General features: G+C 48.1%; 17 protein-coding genes, 1 tRNA gene and 1 riboswitch. Of the genes, 9 read left to right on the plus strand and 9 right to left on the minus strand.

Going from position 1 to position 15,687, the window contains the following annotated elements:
• Window positions 1-23: 23 nt before the first annotated feature.
• The 4 genes from MKX40_RS06915 to MKX40_RS06930 are packed head-to-tail and all read right to left on the minus strand — an operon-like array spanning window position 24 to window position 3,177.
• Complete coding sequence (locus MKX40_RS06915) at window positions 24-719, minus strand: urease accessory UreF family protein (RefSeq protein ID WP_339240378.1); 696 nt, start codon at window positions 717-719, stop codon at window positions 24-26.
• 33 nt (window positions 720-752) lie between these two features.
• Window positions 753-2,471, minus strand: a complete 1,719-nt coding sequence (ureC, locus tag MKX40_RS06920) for an urease subunit alpha (RefSeq protein ID WP_339240379.1) — start codon at window positions 2,469-2,471, stop codon at window positions 753-755.
• Complete coding sequence (locus MKX40_RS06925; RefSeq protein ID WP_339240380.1) at window positions 2,468-2,857, minus strand: urease subunit beta; 390 nt, start codon at window positions 2,855-2,857, stop codon at window positions 2,468-2,470. Before MKX40_RS06925 ends, ureC begins: the two co-directional genes overlap by 4 nt.
• Window positions 2,858-2,874: 17 nt before the next feature.
• Window positions 2,875-3,177 (minus strand): urease subunit gamma, encoded by a 303-nt coding sequence (locus MKX40_RS06930; protein ID WP_253431836.1) that lies wholly within the window; start codon window positions 3,175-3,177, stop codon window positions 2,875-2,877.
• A gap of 261 nt (window positions 3,178-3,438) precedes the next feature.
• Between MKX40_RS06930 and urtA the strand changes: the two genes are divergently transcribed.
• From urtA to urtE, 5 genes are all read left to right on the plus strand, one after another.
• Window positions 3,439-4,689 carry an urea ABC transporter substrate-binding protein gene (gene urtA / locus MKX40_RS06935; RefSeq protein WP_339240381.1) on the plus strand — a complete coding sequence of 417 codons (1,251 nt, stop codon included), beginning with the start codon at window positions 3,439-3,441 and terminating at the stop codon, window positions 4,687-4,689.
• A 196-nt stretch (window positions 4,690-4,885) separates the two neighbouring features.
• Window positions 4,886-5,791 (plus strand): urea ABC transporter permease subunit UrtB, encoded by a 906-nt coding sequence (gene urtB, locus MKX40_RS06940; RefSeq protein WP_036610830.1) that lies wholly within the window; start codon window positions 4,886-4,888, stop codon window positions 5,789-5,791.
• 21 nt (window positions 5,792-5,812) lie between these two features.
• A complete protein-coding gene (gene urtC, locus MKX40_RS06945; protein WP_339240383.1) occupies window positions 5,813-6,904 on the plus strand; it encodes an urea ABC transporter permease subunit UrtC in 1,092 nt (363 codons plus the stop codon).
• Window positions 6,867-7,676 (plus strand): urea ABC transporter ATP-binding protein UrtD, encoded by an 810-nt coding sequence (gene urtD, locus MKX40_RS06950; protein ID WP_339240384.1) that lies wholly within the window; start codon window positions 6,867-6,869, stop codon window positions 7,674-7,676. Before urtC ends, urtD begins: the two co-directional genes overlap by 38 nt.
• Window positions 7,654-8,349: an urea ABC transporter ATP-binding subunit UrtE gene (gene urtE / locus MKX40_RS06955; protein ID WP_339240386.1), complete on the plus strand. Its 696-nt coding sequence runs from the start codon at window positions 7,654-7,656 to the stop codon at window positions 8,347-8,349. The genes urtD and urtE overlap by 23 nt, the downstream gene beginning before the upstream one ends.
• A 29-nt stretch (window positions 8,350-8,378) precedes the next feature.
• On the opposite strand, the gene MKX40_RS06960 is transcribed toward urtE, so the two are convergent.
• The 3 genes from MKX40_RS06960 to MKX40_RS06970 all read right to left on the minus strand — a co-directional run bounded on the left by MKX40_RS06960 (window position 8,379) and on the right by MKX40_RS06970 (window position 10,223).
• Window positions 8,379-9,014 carry a hypothetical protein gene (locus tag MKX40_RS06960; RefSeq protein WP_339240387.1) on the minus strand — a complete coding sequence of 212 codons (636 nt, stop codon included), beginning with the start codon at window positions 9,012-9,014 and terminating at the stop codon, window positions 8,379-8,381.
• Between the two features lie 27 nt (window positions 9,015-9,041).
• On the minus strand, window positions 9,042-9,251 hold the full coding sequence (locus MKX40_RS06965) for an XRE family transcriptional regulator (RefSeq protein ID WP_253431853.1): 210 nt from the start codon (window positions 9,249-9,251) through the stop codon (window positions 9,042-9,044).
• Window positions 9,252-9,521: 270 nt separating this feature from the next.
• Complete coding sequence (locus MKX40_RS06970) at window positions 9,522-10,223, minus strand: urease accessory UreF family protein (protein WP_339240388.1); 702 nt, start codon at window positions 10,221-10,223, stop codon at window positions 9,522-9,524.
• Between the two features lie 444 nt (window positions 10,224-10,667).
• Here MKX40_RS06970 and MKX40_RS06975 point away from each other — a divergent pair.
• Window positions 10,668-10,750: transfer RNA gene (locus MKX40_RS06975), tRNA-Leu, on the plus strand.
• A gap of 147 nt (window positions 10,751-10,897) precedes the next feature.
• On the opposite strand, the gene MKX40_RS06980 is transcribed toward MKX40_RS06975, so the two are convergent.
• Window positions 10,898-11,377: a glutathione peroxidase gene (locus MKX40_RS06980; protein ID WP_215076520.1), complete on the minus strand. Its 480-nt coding sequence runs from the start codon at window positions 11,375-11,377 to the stop codon at window positions 10,898-10,900.
• A 370-nt stretch (window positions 11,378-11,747) separates the two neighbouring features.
• Window positions 11,748-11,923, plus strand: a riboswitch (cyclic di-AMP (ydaO/yuaA leader).
• Window positions 11,924-12,038: 115 nt separating this feature from the next.
• Here MKX40_RS06980 and MKX40_RS06985 point away from each other — a divergent pair.
• Window positions 12,039-12,437, plus strand: coding sequence for a hypothetical protein (locus MKX40_RS06985; RefSeq protein ID WP_339240389.1), 399 nt, complete (start codon window positions 12,039-12,041; stop codon window positions 12,435-12,437).
• A gap of 329 nt (window positions 12,438-12,766) precedes the next feature.
• Window positions 12,767-13,450 carry an HAD family hydrolase gene (locus MKX40_RS06990; RefSeq protein WP_339240390.1) on the plus strand — a complete coding sequence of 228 codons (684 nt, stop codon included), beginning with the start codon at window positions 12,767-12,769 and terminating at the stop codon, window positions 13,448-13,450.
• Window positions 13,451-13,584: 134 nt separating this feature from the next.
• Here the strand turns inward: MKX40_RS06990 and MKX40_RS06995 are convergent, their stop codons facing one another.
• The gene (locus MKX40_RS06995) at window positions 13,585-14,937 is read right to left on the minus strand and encodes an Nramp family divalent metal transporter (protein WP_339240391.1); all 1,353 of its coding nucleotides are present in this window, start codon (window positions 14,935-14,937) and stop codon (window positions 13,585-13,587) included.
• Between the two features lie 329 nt (window positions 14,938-15,266).
• Between MKX40_RS06995 and MKX40_RS07000 the strand changes: the two genes are divergently transcribed.
• The gene (locus tag MKX40_RS07000; RefSeq protein ID WP_339240392.1) at window positions 15,267-15,686 is read left to right on the plus strand and encodes an organic hydroperoxide resistance protein; all 420 of its coding nucleotides are present in this window, start codon (window positions 15,267-15,269) and stop codon (window positions 15,684-15,686) included.
• Window position 15,687: the final 1 nt, after the last annotated feature.

Genomic DNA, 15,687 nt, shown 5'->3' on the forward strand with positions numbered 1-15,687 from the left:
CCTAAGTTAGATAAAAGTTGTAGTTAAGACATAAACAGCCGTGCGGGTAAGGTCTCGTGCCGCATAGCATAGATTTCCTGGGCGATTCCGAAGCTGTGCATATCTTCCGGGTCATTTTCCCGAATGACTGCCCATTCTGCTTCGATATCATCGAGCAGCTTCTGAATCAACATCTGCGCCTCGGTTTGACCGATGGGCAGAAGGCGAAGTGCACTGTTCACATAAGCGTTAACTGAGGTATACAGATGCCCGGTAACGGCTTCATCCAATGCAATCTCCAATTGATAGTTGATATAACCGTGAATGGTCGTAATACCGCAATACGCGCCGTGTTCCCGTATGGCCTCATCAATCAGGGTGAAGTCCATCCAAGGATAGAGTGAACGGGCCAACTTGAGTAGTCGCTTTCCCATTTTGTGGCCGCTTTCCCTGAGTTCCCGAGGGGAGCGCTGGGCGTGGACATGTTTGTCATACAGGGCAAGTAGAGCGGCATCCTGCTGATGTATTGCCTGATAGACGCCTTTGATGGCAAGACCATCTAGTCTTACAAGACTGGAATGAAGCTGACTGCGAATAAACTGTTCGAGCTGCGCGGTATTTTGTACCGTGCCATCATGTGTATAAGCCTCCAGACCGAAGGAATGGGAGAACCCGCCGATGGGCAGGGCTGAATCCAACAGCTGAACGTAACGGAGCAGCTTCGTACCACTATTCATCATGAGTGCCCCCTTATCAGCTAATCCGTATTCAGATCAAAACATAAAGTAGCGCTGTGCCATAGGCAACTCGTCTGCGGGTTCACAGGTGAGCAGTTCGCCGTCGGCGCGTACCTCATAGGTTTCGGGATCGACCTCAATGACAGGGGTGACGTCATTGTGGATCATGTCTTTTTTGCTTACCGAGCGGCAGCCTTTAACAGGCTCAACCCGCTTTTTCAGCCCTAATGTCTCTTTGATTCCCGCATCTGCTGCGGCTTGGGAGACAAAGGTGATCGATCCGCTGGCAATGGCGCTTCCATAGGCTCCGAACATCGGTCTGCCAAATACTGGCTGAGGGGTCGGGATGGATGCATTGGGATCACCCATCTGGGCGAATGTAATCATGCCACCCTTGATGACAATCTCGGGTTTTACACCAAAGTAGGCCGGTTTCCATATGGTTAGATCTGCCAGCTTGCCGACTTCCACCGAACCGACGAGATGTCCGATTCCATGGGCGATCGCCGGATTGATGGTGTATTTGGCGACATATCGCTTGATCCGATCGTTATCGGAAGGTGAGTCTGGGTTGAGTTCAAGTTTGCCGCGCTGTTTCTTCATCTTGTCGGCTGTCTGCCAAGTGCGTATAATGACTTCGCCCACTCGGCCCATGGCCTGTGAATCGGAACTGATGATGCTGAACACGCCAAGATCATGCAAAATGTCTTCGGCCGCAATGGTTTCGGGACGAATCCGCGAATCGGCAAAAGCGACATCTTCCGGGATGGAAGGGTCCAGGTGATGGCACACCATCAACATATCCAGGTGCTCTTCTACAGTGTTGCGTGTGTACGGTCGTGTTGGGTTGGTGGATGAGGGGATAACGTAGGACTCCCCAGCGGCCCGAATAATGTCCGGTGCATGTCCGCCACCAGCGCCTTCCGTATGGTACGTGTGGATTGTCCGGCCATTGATCGCGGCCAGTGTGTTTTCGAGAAATCCGGTTTCGTTCAGTGTATCGGTATGAATAGCGACTTGAACATCATGTTCACCGGCGGCAGTCAGGCAGGCATCGATAGCGCTCGGAGTAGTACCCCAATCCTCGTGCAGCTTCAGACCGATTACACCCGCTTCAATCTGTTCGATTAAAGGTGCAGTACTGGAGCTGTTGCCTTTGCCGAGGTAACCGATGTTCATGGGAAAAGCTTCTGCGGACTCCAGCATCCGGTGAATGTGCCAGGCCCCTGGTGTGCAGGTGGTGGCTTTGGTTCCTGTTGCTGGTCCTGTTCCGCCGCCAATCATGGTCGTTACCCCGGAGGATAATGCAGTCTGAATCTGTTGTGGACAGATGAAATGAATATGGGTATCAATGCCGCCAGCGGTTACGATCATGCCTTCACCAGCAATGATTTCGGTGGAAGCGCCGATGACCAGCGCGGGGTGAACCCCATCCATTGTATCCGGGTTACCGGATTTGCCAATGGCGCAGATGTGACCATCCCGAATGCCGATGTCTGCTTTTACAATGCCCCAATGATCAATGATGATGGCGTTGGTAATAACGGTATCAGGAGTACCGTCACTGCGCAGGGCAGAGGTGGACTGGCCCATCCCGTCGCGGATGACTTTGCCACCCCCGAACTTGCTCTCATCTCCGTACACAGCATAGTCATGTTCGATCTCTGCCCATAGTTCGGTATCTGCGAGCCTTACGGCATCACCGGTTGTGGGTCCGAACATCGAAGCATATTGCTCGCGACTCATTCGTTTCATGAAGGCTCACCTCTATCCTGTATGGGAGGGGAGAACGTCTTCAGGAATGCCTCCAGTTTCTGTGGATCGGGTTGTTGATCTGCTGAGCCTTCCGTTAATCCATTGAATCCGTGAATCTGGCGTTTGCCGCCAAAGGTCGTGAGTTCGACGGGTTTCTCTTCACCGGGTTCGAAACGGACGGCGGTGCCTGCCGGAATATGCAGACGATGTCCAAAAGCTGACGTGCGATCAAAGTCCAGTGCGGCATTAACTTCATAGAAGTGAACGTGAGAGCCGACCTGGACGGGACGGTCGCCGCGGTTCAGGACAATCAGGCGTAGAGTTGGGCGATCCGGATGACAGATGATATCGTCATCTGGCTTCAAGCGATATTCACCAGGAATCATGGTTTCTCCTGCCTTTCTCAGCGTATAGGTTCATGTACAGTAACCAGTTTGGTACCGTCAGGAAATGTGGCTTCTACCTGTACTTCAGGGATCATATCAGGAACGCCATCCATACAGTCTTCGCGTGTCAGGATGGTGCCTCCGTGTCTCATTAAATCGGCAACACTCATTCCATCCCGTGCCCGTTCCATGAGTTCGGAGGTCAATAAAGCGATGGCTTCGGGAACATTTAACTTGAGTCCGCGTGCTCTTCGTTCGCGGGCGAGGTTAGCGGCCACGGTAATCAGGAGTTTTTCCTTTTCCTGTTCAGTCCAGTGCAAGGCAATCCGACCTTTCGCTTATAATGTCTGATATGTTCATGAATCATGTTATATGTTAAATATACTCACACAGGGTGAATCCTTTGTCAATAAGCTTCAAAGCTTATTAGCAACATGCATGAAATGAGTAGGCATGAAATAAAATTATGTAAGCTATATTGACATGAAGAGTGTAAGACTCCATAATTTGGATCAACGAACATTTCGGGTGTAAATGACCTTAATGTTCGGCAATAGACTAAAAAAAGGGAGTGTAGGCTATTGAAGAAGAGGTCGGTCAAATTATGGAGTGTTTTGCTAGGTGCGGTCATTGTCATGACGGGATGTGTGGAGGGTGCTGCGCCGCCTGAAGCTTCAGGTTCGGGTGGTACAGGAGAGCCGGCTGCATCCAGTGATACGATTAAAGTTGGTATTCTTCACTCCCTCAGCGGAACGATGGCAATCAGTGAGGTATCTGTTAAAGATGCCGAGATGCTTGCTATTGAAGAGATTAACGCCGCGGGCGGAGTTTTGGGTAAGCAGATCGAGCCAGTAATTGAGGATGGCGCTTCGGATTGGCCTACTTTTGCGGAGAAGGCTGGAAAGTTGCTGCAACAGGATAAGGTCGCTGCAGTATTTGGTGGATGGACCTCTGCAAGTCGGAAGGCTATGCTCCCGGTGTTCGAACAGAACAAAGGTCTGTTGTTTTACCCGGTACAATATGAAGGATTGGAATCGTCGCCAAATATTTTTTATACAGGAGCAACAACCAATCAGCAGATCGTTCCATCCGTAACCTGGTTACTGGAGAACAGGGGCAAGACGTTTTATCTGCTCGGTTCGGATTATGTTTTCCCGAAAACGGCCAATCAGGTCATTAAGGCACAACTCGCAGCTGAGGGTGGCGAAGTGGTGGGTGAGGAATACACACCCTTGGGACATACGGATTACAGTACCATCATTAGTAAAATCAAGGCTGCGAAGCCGGATATTGTATACAATACACTGAACGGGGATAGCAATGTGGCCTTCTTCAAACAATTGAAGGACGCAGGAATCTCATCGGATCAGATGACAACCCTGTCGGTAAGTGTAGCGGAGGAAGAAATCCGTGGTATTGGCGCAGACGTATTGAAGGGGCATCTCGCTTCGTGGAATTATTATCAGACAACGGATACACCTGAAAATGCCACATTTGTTGCCAAGTACAAAGAAAAATACGGTGCTGATCGGGTGACAGCAGATCCGATTGAAGCGGGATATGTGGCAGTTTATCTCTGGAAGGCAGCGGTGGAAAAAGCAGGATCAACCGACGTGGAGAAGGTTAAGGCAGCTGCGAAGGGTCTGGAGTTTGATGCACCGGAAGGTAAGGTGACTGTGGATGGAGAGAATCAGCATATCTACAAAACCGTACGGATCGGTGAGGTACAGGAAGATGGACAGTTCAAGGAATTGTGGAATTCTGGTGCGCCTGTCAAGCCGGACCCTTATCTGAAAACGTATGAATGGGGAGCTTCCCTTAGCGCCAAATAACATAGAAACCCCGTAATAAACATAGATAACTCGCTTCAAAGCAGCCTAAACAGAAACGAGGGTGTGACAACACATCCTCTAACCGTATCGCGGTAAAGCGTTGATGTGATGAGTGTATGTATTGGATGTGTAGTGACTGAGCCGGATTGAAATCATGCGCATTAGCGAGAGTCACGGTATGGAGGAGGGGATCGCGATGGATATGTTTATCCTGCAGATGTTCAATGGTCTGAGTATCAGTTCAATTCTATTGTTGATTGCACTCGGTCTGGCGGTAACGTTTGGGTTGATGAATGTCATCAATATGGCTCACGGTGAACTGATCATGATCGGTGCATATGCAACGTATGTAACACAAAATCTGTTCATGTCCTATGCTCCAGCGGCGTGGTTTGGTGCCTACTTTGTTGTGGCTTTGCCGATTGCGTTCATTGTAGCTGCTCTGATTGGCTGGCTGCTAGAAGTCGTACTGATCAGGCATCTATATGGTAGGCCGCTGGACAGTCTGCTTGCGACATGGGGCGTAGGGATGATGCTGCAACAGCTGGCCCGCACGATATTCGGAGCGCCGAATGTGGGGGTATCCAGTCCGGCTTGGCTCAATGGGGGATTGGCGATCTCGGATGGCATTGTATTTCCGTACAAGCGAATTTTCATTATCGCATTGGTTGCGGTTGTGCTGTTGTGTATGTATCTCTATATCTATCGAACATCATCCGGAAGACGAATGAGGGCTGTGATGCAGAATCGGAGTATGGCAGGATGCCTTGGAATTTCGACCCGGCGGGTAGATGGCATGACCTTTGCCATCGGTTCGGGCATCGCGGGAATTGCTGGCTGTGCATTAACGCTCATTGGTCCGATTGGCCCTTCCCTTGGCACGTATTATATTGTGGATGCATTCATGGTCGTTGTTCTGGGTGGCGTAGGGAAATTGGTCGGAACCGTGTGTGGTGCACTGGGAATTGGTATGTTCAACACGCTGTTCGAAACGTATACCTCTGCCTCCATTGGCAAGGTGCTGGTATTTGTGTGTATCGTTGCTTTTCTGCAATGGAAACCACGTGGCCTGGTTGCAATGCGTACACGGAGTCTCGATTAACGTGAAGAAGGGGGTTAGTTCATGTCGGCATTACTCAAGACTGGCAGTCTGAAAATGAGGATCATCTGGGCGGTTGTGCTCATCATGATGTGTCTTGCTCCACTGATCTCCACGGAGTTTCGTCTGAGTCTGTTAGCCAAGTTTTTGGCGCTGGCGATCCTGGCCATTGGTCTCGATCTGATCTGGGGATATGGGGGTGTGCTGAGTTTAGGGCACGGTGTGTTCTTTGGACTGGGTGGTTACGCGATGGCAATGTATCTGAAGATCCAGGCCAGTGGAGCAACGCTTCCTGACTTCATGGGATGGAGCGGTCTCAGTGGTCTGCCCTGGTTCTGGGAACCATTTCGCTCTTTCCCCGTGGCCCTCCTATTGGGGATAGCCCTTCCGGCATTGCTCGCCTTTGCTCTGGGGTGGTTTACGTTCCGTAACCGGATCACTGGTGTATACTTCACTATTCTTACACAAGCCTTGGTTCTCATTACGGTGACATTATTTGTTGGTAAACAGGAATGGACGGGTGGGACGAATGGCATTACCGGATATAATTCAATCTTTGGTTTTACACTTCATTCCGCTGGAACAACAATTGCTCTCTACTATATAACCCTGGCTGTTCTGGTGATTGCTTATGTGCTCTGTCGTCGAATGGTGAACAGTCGGTTCGGCCAAGTGCTCGAAGCTGCGCGTGATGGAGAAAATCGGGTGCGATTCCTCGGATATGATCCGGCAGGATATAAAACGCTGGCTTTTGCTTTTTCTGGTGCGCTTGCAGGCATCGCGGGCATGTTGTTTGTTCTTCAAGTCGGTATTATCTCGCCATCCATGATGGGGATTGTGCCCTCCATTGAGATGGTTCTGTGGGTTGCGTTGGGTGGTCGCGGTACGCTTATCGGTGCAGTCATCGGAGCGGTGGTACTGAATGCAGCCAAAACAGGTATAAGCGAGGCTTACCCTGAAGGATGGTTGTTTGTCATTGGTGGGCTCTTTGTAACGGTAGTTTTGTTCATGCCGAACGGTATTGTGGGTGTGTATCGTCATGTTGTTCGCTTGCTGAAGCGGAGAGGAGAGAGTGCGCATGTCCAAGTCACTCGGGAAAAACCTGAAGTCTACTAAGGATTCGGCAGTCCTGGTAGCTGAGGATATTACAGTGGCCTTTGGCGGGTTCGTTGCTGTCAAAGGCATGAATCTGAAGCTGCATGAGCATGATCTGCATTTTCTGATTGGACCGAATGGTGCAGGGAAAACGACGATGCTGGATGTGATCTGTGGTAAAACCAAACCGTTGTCCGGCTCGGTGAAGATGGGGGATGGCGCGGACTTGACGAAACTGAGAGAACACCAGATTGTTCGCAAAGGTGTAGGACGCAAATTTCAGGCGCCATCAATCTTCGCGGGTCTGACGGTGCAGGAAAATCTGACGCTGGCAGCGGAGACTCGACGTTCCCCTTTGCAAGCCATCGGTATTCGTCGATATGGGAAAATGAGTGCTGCGATGGAGCGTGTTACGCTACAGATTGGTCTGCAAGATCGCGTTGAGACTCGTGCAGGAGCGTTATCGCATGGGGAGAAGCAGTGGCTGGAGATCGGCATGTTGCTTCTGCAGGAGCCACGTGTGTTGTTGCTGGACGAACCAGCCGCAGGCATGACGGATGAAGAAACGCACAAGACAGGGCGACTCCTGCAAGAGATTGCACGTGAACGCTCGGTTGTGGTGGTGGAGCATGATATGGAGTTTGTGCGAGAGTTCGCAGCCAAGGTAACGGTAATGCATGAAGGGAAACTGCTGAAGGAAGGTACAATGGCGGAGGTGCAGGCAGACCCGAAAGTGGCAGAAGTGTACCTAGGCAAAAGGAGGGATGACCATGCTGTCGCTGCAACGAATTGAATCCGGCTACGGGGAGAGCAATGTGCTCCGCGGTGTGAACCTTGACGTACAGCCTGGACAGGTGGTGTGTCTGATGGGGCGTAACGGTGTGGGTAAAACCACGTTGATGAAAACATTAATGGGGCTGCTCAAAACACGCAAGGGCAGTATTCAGTGGCAAAATCAGGAGTTATGCACCTTGGACACAGCCAAGCGGGCAAGGGCAGGGATCGGTTATGTACCTCAAGGGCGGGAGATTTTCCCGCAGCTTACGGTGAAAGAAAACCTGTTGCTTGGTCTGGAGACAAGTGCTCCGGGATTAAAAACGTTCCCGGAGGATGTGCTTGCGATGTTCCCGGTGCTTGCTACGATGTATGGACGGCAGGGCGGGGATCTGAGTGGTGGACAGCAGCAACAATTGGCATTCGCCCGGGCATTGGCTTCACGTCCGGGGTTGTTACTGCTTGATGAGCCGACAGAAGGCATCCAGCCTTCTATCGTGGAGGACATTCGGCAGGTTATTCTGCAGCTCAAGGCGAAGGGAGACCTCTCTGTTCTGCTGGTGGAGCAAAGTATTGATTTTGTAAGGAGTGCCGCCGATTATATCTATATCATGGACAAAGGAACCATCACCCTGCATGGGACACCGCAGGAACTGGATATGTCGCAGTTTGAACATCATCTGTCCGTGTAGTGTTAATTAGCGTGTTGAGTAGTTAAGTTTCAGGAACGCTTGTCCAGGATATTCGAGTATTTCGGATATAACCGCCGGATGCATTCAGGACAGATGTCATGGGTGAATTCGGCGTGGGTATGCTTCTCCAGATAATTCTCAACGGAGGTCCACTGTTCCTCTTCGTCCTTAATTTGTTTGCAGACAGCGCAAATAGGCAGCAGTCCACGCAATGTGCGCACTTCAGACAATGCCTTCTTCAATTGGTGTTCTGTCTTCCTCTGTTCGGTAATATCCATGTGTGCAATCAAAGCTAGATCGGTATCCAGAATTGTATTCGTGTGAGACAGAGGGGTGAGTTCCACGCGAAACCACCTCTCTTCGTTGTATACAGTATACACGCAGATATCATATGTATGATTTCGATTAAAGGGTATTCCGCGTTCTTTCAAATTCTGTGCGACAAGTGCCGTGTTTGCGTTCTTGCTTCGTATTGCCCAGGCTTCCGTCAGATGCAGGTAATGTGCATGATTAATATTCGCATCCGGGTATGGTGGTGATTGGCCGAGCCCCTGTTGCCAGGCGCGGTTACAACTGTGAATGATCCAATTATGATCAACGATGATGAGTTGGTGACGTATGGACTGGAACGACAGTCTCTCCAGATCGGATGTAACATGTCTCATGGATGGGACCCTCCTTTGACAGAAATCTTATCTCAGTTCATCTGGAATATCCAAAATATCAGCGACCATGTGCCTGAATCGGGTTGCTTTGCGTGTGCCGTGGATGAGATTGGATAAACGGTAGGGTGGGATGCCGTGCTGTTCACAAAAGGTCTTCTGGTCCACTTGTAGTTCGGTTAGCCGTCGTTTGATGGCCCATCCGAACGGAGTGACTGGTTTTTTCTTGTTCTTGTTCAAAAGGGTTCACCCCTGGTTAGAATGTAGTATTCAGTCGCCCTTTCTTCATGTAGAATATATAGAAATGCGAGCTGTATATTTCATTATATACGTAAATCCGTCATCTAACAATTAAAAAAGACGGAAAAAAGTGTATTTTGTGATGTTAAATGGCGTAAATACGTTAAATAAACAAATAAAATGACAAAAAACACGTCGGCAAGGAGGTTGCCGGCGTGTTTTTTAGTTTGTTTGATGAAGGGAAGGGGGCGGGTTTGTGGATCAAGAGGACTAGGCTCTGTAGGCATGAAGTCCAGCTCCAAGCATATGGAAACTGGGGAAAAATGATTTCATGGACATTGAGGTTGGCTGTGCCAGTCCATCCGCAGCCGAGGCGCTTACGGTATTCCATTCAGTCTCCAGATCTGAGGCCAGGCGTACCATCAGATCTTTGGTTATATCGTTATTCAGGGGAATGACTTTGGAGGCTTTGGTTATGCAGGCATTCATGGCTGAATGCAGGTAACCAAGGACCGCTTCCTCGACCGGGATGTCGAGGTGGTGGTTAATCCAGGCGTGAACAGTGGAGAGGCAGCCAACCGAATCATATTTGGCGAAGATCTGTTCGAGCTGGCTAAAATCAATCCAGGGGTGCAGAGCGCGTGCCAGTCTGATCAATCGTTTTCCCATGGCGGCAGCTTGTTCTCTGAGATCTCCAGGAGTTCGCTGAACATGGACCAGTTTATCGATCAGAGCTATCCGCCATGTATCCTTGTGATCTGCTGCGGTATAGATGCCTTTGATGGCCATGCCTTCAAGACGAACAATGCTGGGATGCAACTGACAACGCATGAATGATTCGAGATCTTCAGCATTACGAATGGTACCCTCCCTGATATGGATATCCATGCCGAAGGAATGGGTAAACCCTCCAACCTGAATAGAGGAATCAAGCAGTTTGACATAATCGAGCAGCTTATTCCCACGGTTCACAATCATTCGCCTCCTGTGTTCGTTAAATGTCATGTTAAATGACATTTATATTCCTTTTTGTTAACTTTATGTTTGAAAATCCGAATTATATGATAGTTATCATCCCATAAACGTCCGCTTTTTGTCAATAGTATCCGTTAAATTTAATGAATAGATTCTGATATTTAATGTTTGTGTTATTTTATATTACTTATTATGTTATTTATGTGACGAGGTGCAGGGAGGACTATATATAAGGAAGGACTATATATAAATGAATCAACAAGATCAGCTCTTACCGAAAAAGAGGGGATCAAATCTAATAATATGCAGTTCATGGGTAAACATGACGAGAATATGCGTTTTTTGAGGAAAATGCCTAGCTAAAAAAGAAGGTTTAAAAAATACTTTACTTTTATTTCAGAACCCTGTATAATCAATTCTGTTGCCGATTATTTACGACATGCGGTCGTGGTGGAATGGCAGACACGCTATCTTGAGGGGGTAGTGGGCGTATGCCCGTGGAGGTTCGAGTCCTCTCGACCGCATCATATGAACGATGAAGAAGAAGCTTTCCATTAATGGAAAGCTTCTTTTTTTGCCTGTTTGAACAGTCTGGTACCAGAAGTTGAAAAAAGGCCATCCATTACCGGGGGTAATGGTGCTCTACCTTCCGGCTAAGGGTGGCAGATGTACTATTTTTGCAGCAAGTTCTTGATATCTTCTTCAATCTTGTCAGGTGTTGTTTTGGGAGCATAACGTTTAACTACCTGTCCGTTCTGATCCACAAGGAATTTGGTGAAATTCCATTTGATTGCTTTGGAGCCGAGCAGGCCGGGTGCTTCTTTGCTAAGGTGTTGGAAGAGCGGGTGAGCACTTGAGCCATTCACATCAATTTTCTCAAACATAGGGAAGCTCACGCCATAATTCATCTGACAGAACTCCGCGATATCGTCGGAAGAACCTTTTTCCTGGGCAAACTGGTTGCTTGGAAATCCAAGGACTTCAAATGGCGCATCCTGGAACTTGTCTTGCAGTTCTTGCAGACCTTTGAATTGAGGTGTAAGTCCGCATGAGCTTGCCGTATTCACAATCAGTAACACTTTATCACGGTAGTCGGACATTTCAACTTCTTGACCGCGAAGGGTATTCACTTTGTAATCGTAGACTGTCATCTCAATCGCCTCCATGATATCATCTGATACCTTTCATTATATTGGTTACAATTAAATAATGCAAAACTAATATGGTGTTAAAAGAATCAAAACTGGCAAGTTGTGCAGAATGCGTGAATGAATTACGAAGTGATTTACGCCAGAGTGAGAATTAGATAGCCTTGACGAGGTGGATAGCGTATAACCTTATTGTAAGCGTTATTATATATGAATAATGGCGAAAATCTGCCGATTCGGTGATCTGTCCGGACTTTACACCGTCATGGCACGGGTGTATGATTCATATCGTAATTTCAATTTAAACTAAATTGTACCTGAAAAACGAAACAAACGATAATATCGCTCAATCTTAACTTAAGATATACGAACGATGTTTTAATCGCTGAGTTTCCATTCATTCATGAGTGGGAAACGGGGGAACCAACGGAATGCGCTGTCCAGGACAGTAGGCATTCATGGGGTGAATTTTCCGGTGACAGCCGGAAATAGGGCGACTCTCGCGCCCGAATCCGTCAGCTAACCTCGTAAGCGTTAAAGGGAGAGGCAACAAGCCGTACGCTGGTTCATGGCGTTTTCGCCATGGATTCTTTAAGAAGCGTTCGGGAGGCCTTGGTCCCCCACGCTTCTTTTTTGTTGTCTTTTCACGCCAAGGGAGGAACGAATGATGGATACTGAGATGATCTTAGTGACTGCTCCTAATGAAGCAGGACGCAAATTTATCAAATTGCTGATGTACAAAAAAATGCCGTTTGCCGTTCTAACCAACAGTGCAGGGGAAGAGCGCAGACTCCGTAGAATCGGAGTAGAACATGTCATTCGCATGAATACGGCTGCAGCTCAAAAATGGTTTTTGCCGCAGGCAAGCGTTGGCAACGTGTTTATTTTCGAGAACAGTCTGAATCTGACCTGTCGTTATTTACAGATCTGTCGATCGTGGACATCGAAATCCCTATGCGTCATTACGGAGCAAAGCCATCCGAAGGGGATCTATCGGGGAATGGGTGCAGACCGGATTGTATATTCACTCAATGGGGAAGTCGGCTTTCTCCTCAATGGGTAATGTCATAGCTTGAGATTGCTCAGGTGTAAGGTGCCTGTTATAATTGAATGTATCGATAAACGGAAATTTGAGGAGACTCGTGCATGATGGTGAGTCTTCTTTTTTATGGTTTTAAAGGTAGTTCAAAAAGTCCGCTTTTGATTACGAAGGATGCCTAGCGGCATCATCAGCATCGAATATGAAATTCAGCCGAAATGTCCGTTGCTCACGTAGTTTTCCCTACGCTCCGCTACTCCATTTCTAGCTTCATTCCATCTTCTCGATACTGAAAACCAGACTTTTTGAACACGAACTTTTAGATTGCCTGTGGCTTACAAGGAGGAATTGGCGTGCCGGATGTGGGTGGATTAAAGTGGTTGTTTTTTGATGTTGGAGATACGCTGGTGGATGAATGGGAGCCGGTTGATGATATTATCGGACAGTTCGTTCGCGAAGCCTGTGCTTTGGGGTATCCGGTGAAGATTGAGGCGGTACGTGAACTGTTCGCGAACTGTTATCAGAAATATGAACAATGGCCCATGAGAGTGGCGATTCGCACATTCATTGAAGATGAGGGACATCAGAAACAGATTCAGGACAAGCTGAAGTTTAAAAAAGATCTTGAACGACCTTTTCCTTCAGCGGATTCCGTACTTCAGCAGTTGTCGCGGTATTATCGCATTGGCATTATCGCCAATCAGAGTCCTGGAACGGAAGAAAGACTGGAGAGTTACGGACTGCGAAAGTATGTTGATGTTCTGGCATGCTCGGCTGAAGAAGGGGTGTCCAAGCCAGATCCAGAGCTGTACGCTGTAGCCCTGAAACAGGCGGGTTGTGCACCGGAGGAAGCCGTCATGATCGGGGATCGGATTGATAACGATATCATTCCTGCCCGGAAGCTGGGCATGCGTACGATTCGAATTATGCAGGGGTACGGAAGATTCCAGCCAGACCGATCGGATGACGAACGCGCGGATTGGACTGTGGATTCATTGGATGAACTCCTGCCTTTACTGGTGCCGGATCAGGAATAGATGATTATTTGTTAGAGCTCGGAGTTTTACTACAAAAGAAACACCTCGCTGTACTGCAATAATAAAGGCTGATCAACTTGGTATTGAATACCGGAGTTGATCAGCCTTTTTGATGTTTAGTCGATAAGACGAGATTAGAATAACCGGATCGTCTGAATGATCAGATATACATTCAGCACAACGATAATTGCGGCAATGACCCATGAGATGATTTTGAGCCACAATTTGTTAGCGAATGCACCCATGCTTTTTTTATCACTCGTGAACATGACCAGAGGGATTACCGCAAAAGGTAATTGAAGAGAAAGTACAACCTGACTCAAAATGAGCAGTTCTTCTGTGCCGTGTTCTCCTGCAATTGCTGTGACAATTACTGCCGGGATGATGGCGATCAGACGTGTGACCAGTCTGCGCAGCCAAGCCGGAATCCGAATGTTGAGGAAACCTTCCATAACAATCTGCCCTGCGAGTGTACCTGTAAGGGTAGAATTCTGGCCTGATGCTAACAGCGCCACACCGAACAGGATACTTGCGATTGTAGTCCCTAATAGGGGTGTGAGCAAGTGGTAGGCATCGGAGATCTCGGCAACCTGCGTCATGCCGGCACTATGGAATACAGCAGCTGATACAATCAGGATGGCCGCATTGATGAACAAGGCGAGTGTTAGCGCGATTGTAGAGTCCATGGTCGAATAACGAATCGCTTCTTTTTTGCCCTGTGGTGTCTGTTCGATCTGACGCGTCTGCACAATGGAAGAATGCAGATACAGATTATGCGGCATCACGGTTGCTCCTATAATACCAATGGCAATATAGAGCATGGCAGGGTTCTGCAGGATCTCCACATTTGGGACAAAACCATGGAGAACACCGCCCATATCCGGTTTTGCCAGGAACAGGTCAATCCCGAAGCAGAGGGCAATGGTGGCCATCAGCACGATGACGAGTGTTTCCAAGGCGCGGAAGCCTTTATTTTGCAGTACAAGAATCAGGAGTACATCAACAGCGGTGATGATAACTCCGTACAACATGGGGATGTTAAATAAGAGCTTTAATGCGATGGCAGAACCGATGACCTCAGCCAGATCGGTAGCTGCAATGGCCAGTTCACACAGAATCCATAACATGACGACAACAGGCATGCTGAAGCGTTCGCGGCAGGCTTGGGCCAGATCCCGTCCAGTGACGATGCCAAGCTTTCCTGCCAACGATTGAAGTACAACGGCCATCATGTTTGAGAGCAGGATGACGGATAACAAAGTATACCCGAACTGCGATCCGCCTGCGATATCTGTTGCCCAGTTGCCGGGGTCCATGTAACCTACGGCCACGAGATACCCTGGCCCTACAAAAGCGAGAAATTTCTTCCACCATGCCGCATTCTGCGGTACTTTCATGGAACTATGTGCTTCTCCGAGTGAAGGGGCTATGCCTGCAGTAGACAATGATTCACTTGAAGGAGCGTTGAATGGATTTTTTTTACTCATACGTTTATCACCTGACTCTTTGGAATAGTGATGCGGGACGAACCGCTCAAGATATATCTAAATTTTTATGTTTATTGTTACATTGTACTCCTTCAATAATTTTTGTCTAGTGCAACTTTTATGTATTAACACAAAAATTATGTTCTAATTTGAAAATGCTCTTTTGTATATTACCCAACCCCGAAAAAAATACAGATATGTGGATAAGATGCATGAAAATAATAAAGATGTAAAAGCTGATAAAGATATAAAATGCGTTTCAAATTGAGCCAGAAGTTTAAATTGAATTGAAGGCATTTAAAACTATATGGATAAGGGAGAGATTCTTAATGGAAGCTTTATATACAGCAGTAGCGACAGTTAAAGGTGGACGTACAGGTTCGGTGACATCTTCGGATGGCATGCTTAAACATGATCTGAAAATGCCCAAAGAGCTTGGAGGTTCCGGTGGTGAAGGTACCAACCCTGAACAGCTCTTCGCCGCTGGATATGGAGCATGTTATGAAAGTGCCCTTGCCAATGTAGCACGCAAAGCAGGCGTGAAATTGGAGGATGTGGTCGTTACAAGTAACGTATCCATTGGTAAAGACCCTGCGGATGACGGTTTCCAGTTATCTGTTCGTTTGGACGTGAGTATGCCTGGTGTGGATCACAGTCAAGCAGAAGAGCTGGCTCGCAAGGCACATGATTTCTGTCCATATTCCAAAGCGACACGTGGCAATATTGATGTTGTATTAAACGTAGTCTAAG

Origin of the sequence: Paenibacillus sp. FSL R5-0517, from assembly GCF_037974355.1 — a bacterium.
Lineage (GTDB): Bacteria > Bacillota > Bacilli > Paenibacillales > Paenibacillaceae > Paenibacillus.

Coding starts and splice junctions, on each gene's coding strand:
- urtD (WP_339240384.1), top strand. CDS start 6,867: ATGTCCAAGTCACTCGGGAAAAACCTGAAGTCTACTAAGGATTCGGCA.
- MKX40_RS07000 (WP_339240392.1), top strand. CDS start 15,267: ATGGAAGCTTTATATACAGCAGTAGCGACAGTTAAAGGTGGACGTACA.
- MKX40_RS06985 (WP_339240389.1), top strand. CDS start 12,039: ATGATGGATACTGAGATGATCTTAGTGACTGCTCCTAATGAAGCAGGA.
- MKX40_RS06980 (WP_215076520.1), bottom strand. CDS start 11,377: ATGACAGTCTACGATTACAAAGTGAATACCCTTCGCGGTCAAGAAGTT.
- MKX40_RS06915 (WP_339240378.1), bottom strand. CDS start 719: ATGATGAATAGTGGTACGAAGCTGCTCCGTTACGTTCAGCTGTTGGAT.
- urtE (WP_339240386.1), top strand. CDS start 7,654: ATGCTGTCGCTGCAACGAATTGAATCCGGCTACGGGGAGAGCAATGTG.
- urtC (WP_339240383.1), top strand. CDS start 5,813: ATGTCGGCATTACTCAAGACTGGCAGTCTGAAAATGAGGATCATCTGG.
- MKX40_RS06995 (WP_339240391.1), bottom strand. CDS start 14,937: ATGAGTAAAAAAAATCCATTCAACGCTCCTTCAAGTGAATCATTGTCT.
- MKX40_RS06960 (WP_339240387.1), bottom strand. CDS start 9,014: ATGAGACATGTTACATCCGATCTGGAGAGACTGTCGTTCCAGTCCATA.
- MKX40_RS06925 (WP_339240380.1), bottom strand. CDS start 2,857: ATGATTCCTGGTGAATATCGCTTGAAGCCAGATGACGATATCATCTGT.
- ureC (WP_339240379.1), bottom strand. CDS start 2,471: ATGAAACGAATGAGTCGCGAGCAATATGCTTCGATGTTCGGACCCACA.
- urtB (WP_036610830.1), top strand. CDS start 4,886: ATGGATATGTTTATCCTGCAGATGTTCAATGGTCTGAGTATCAGTTCA.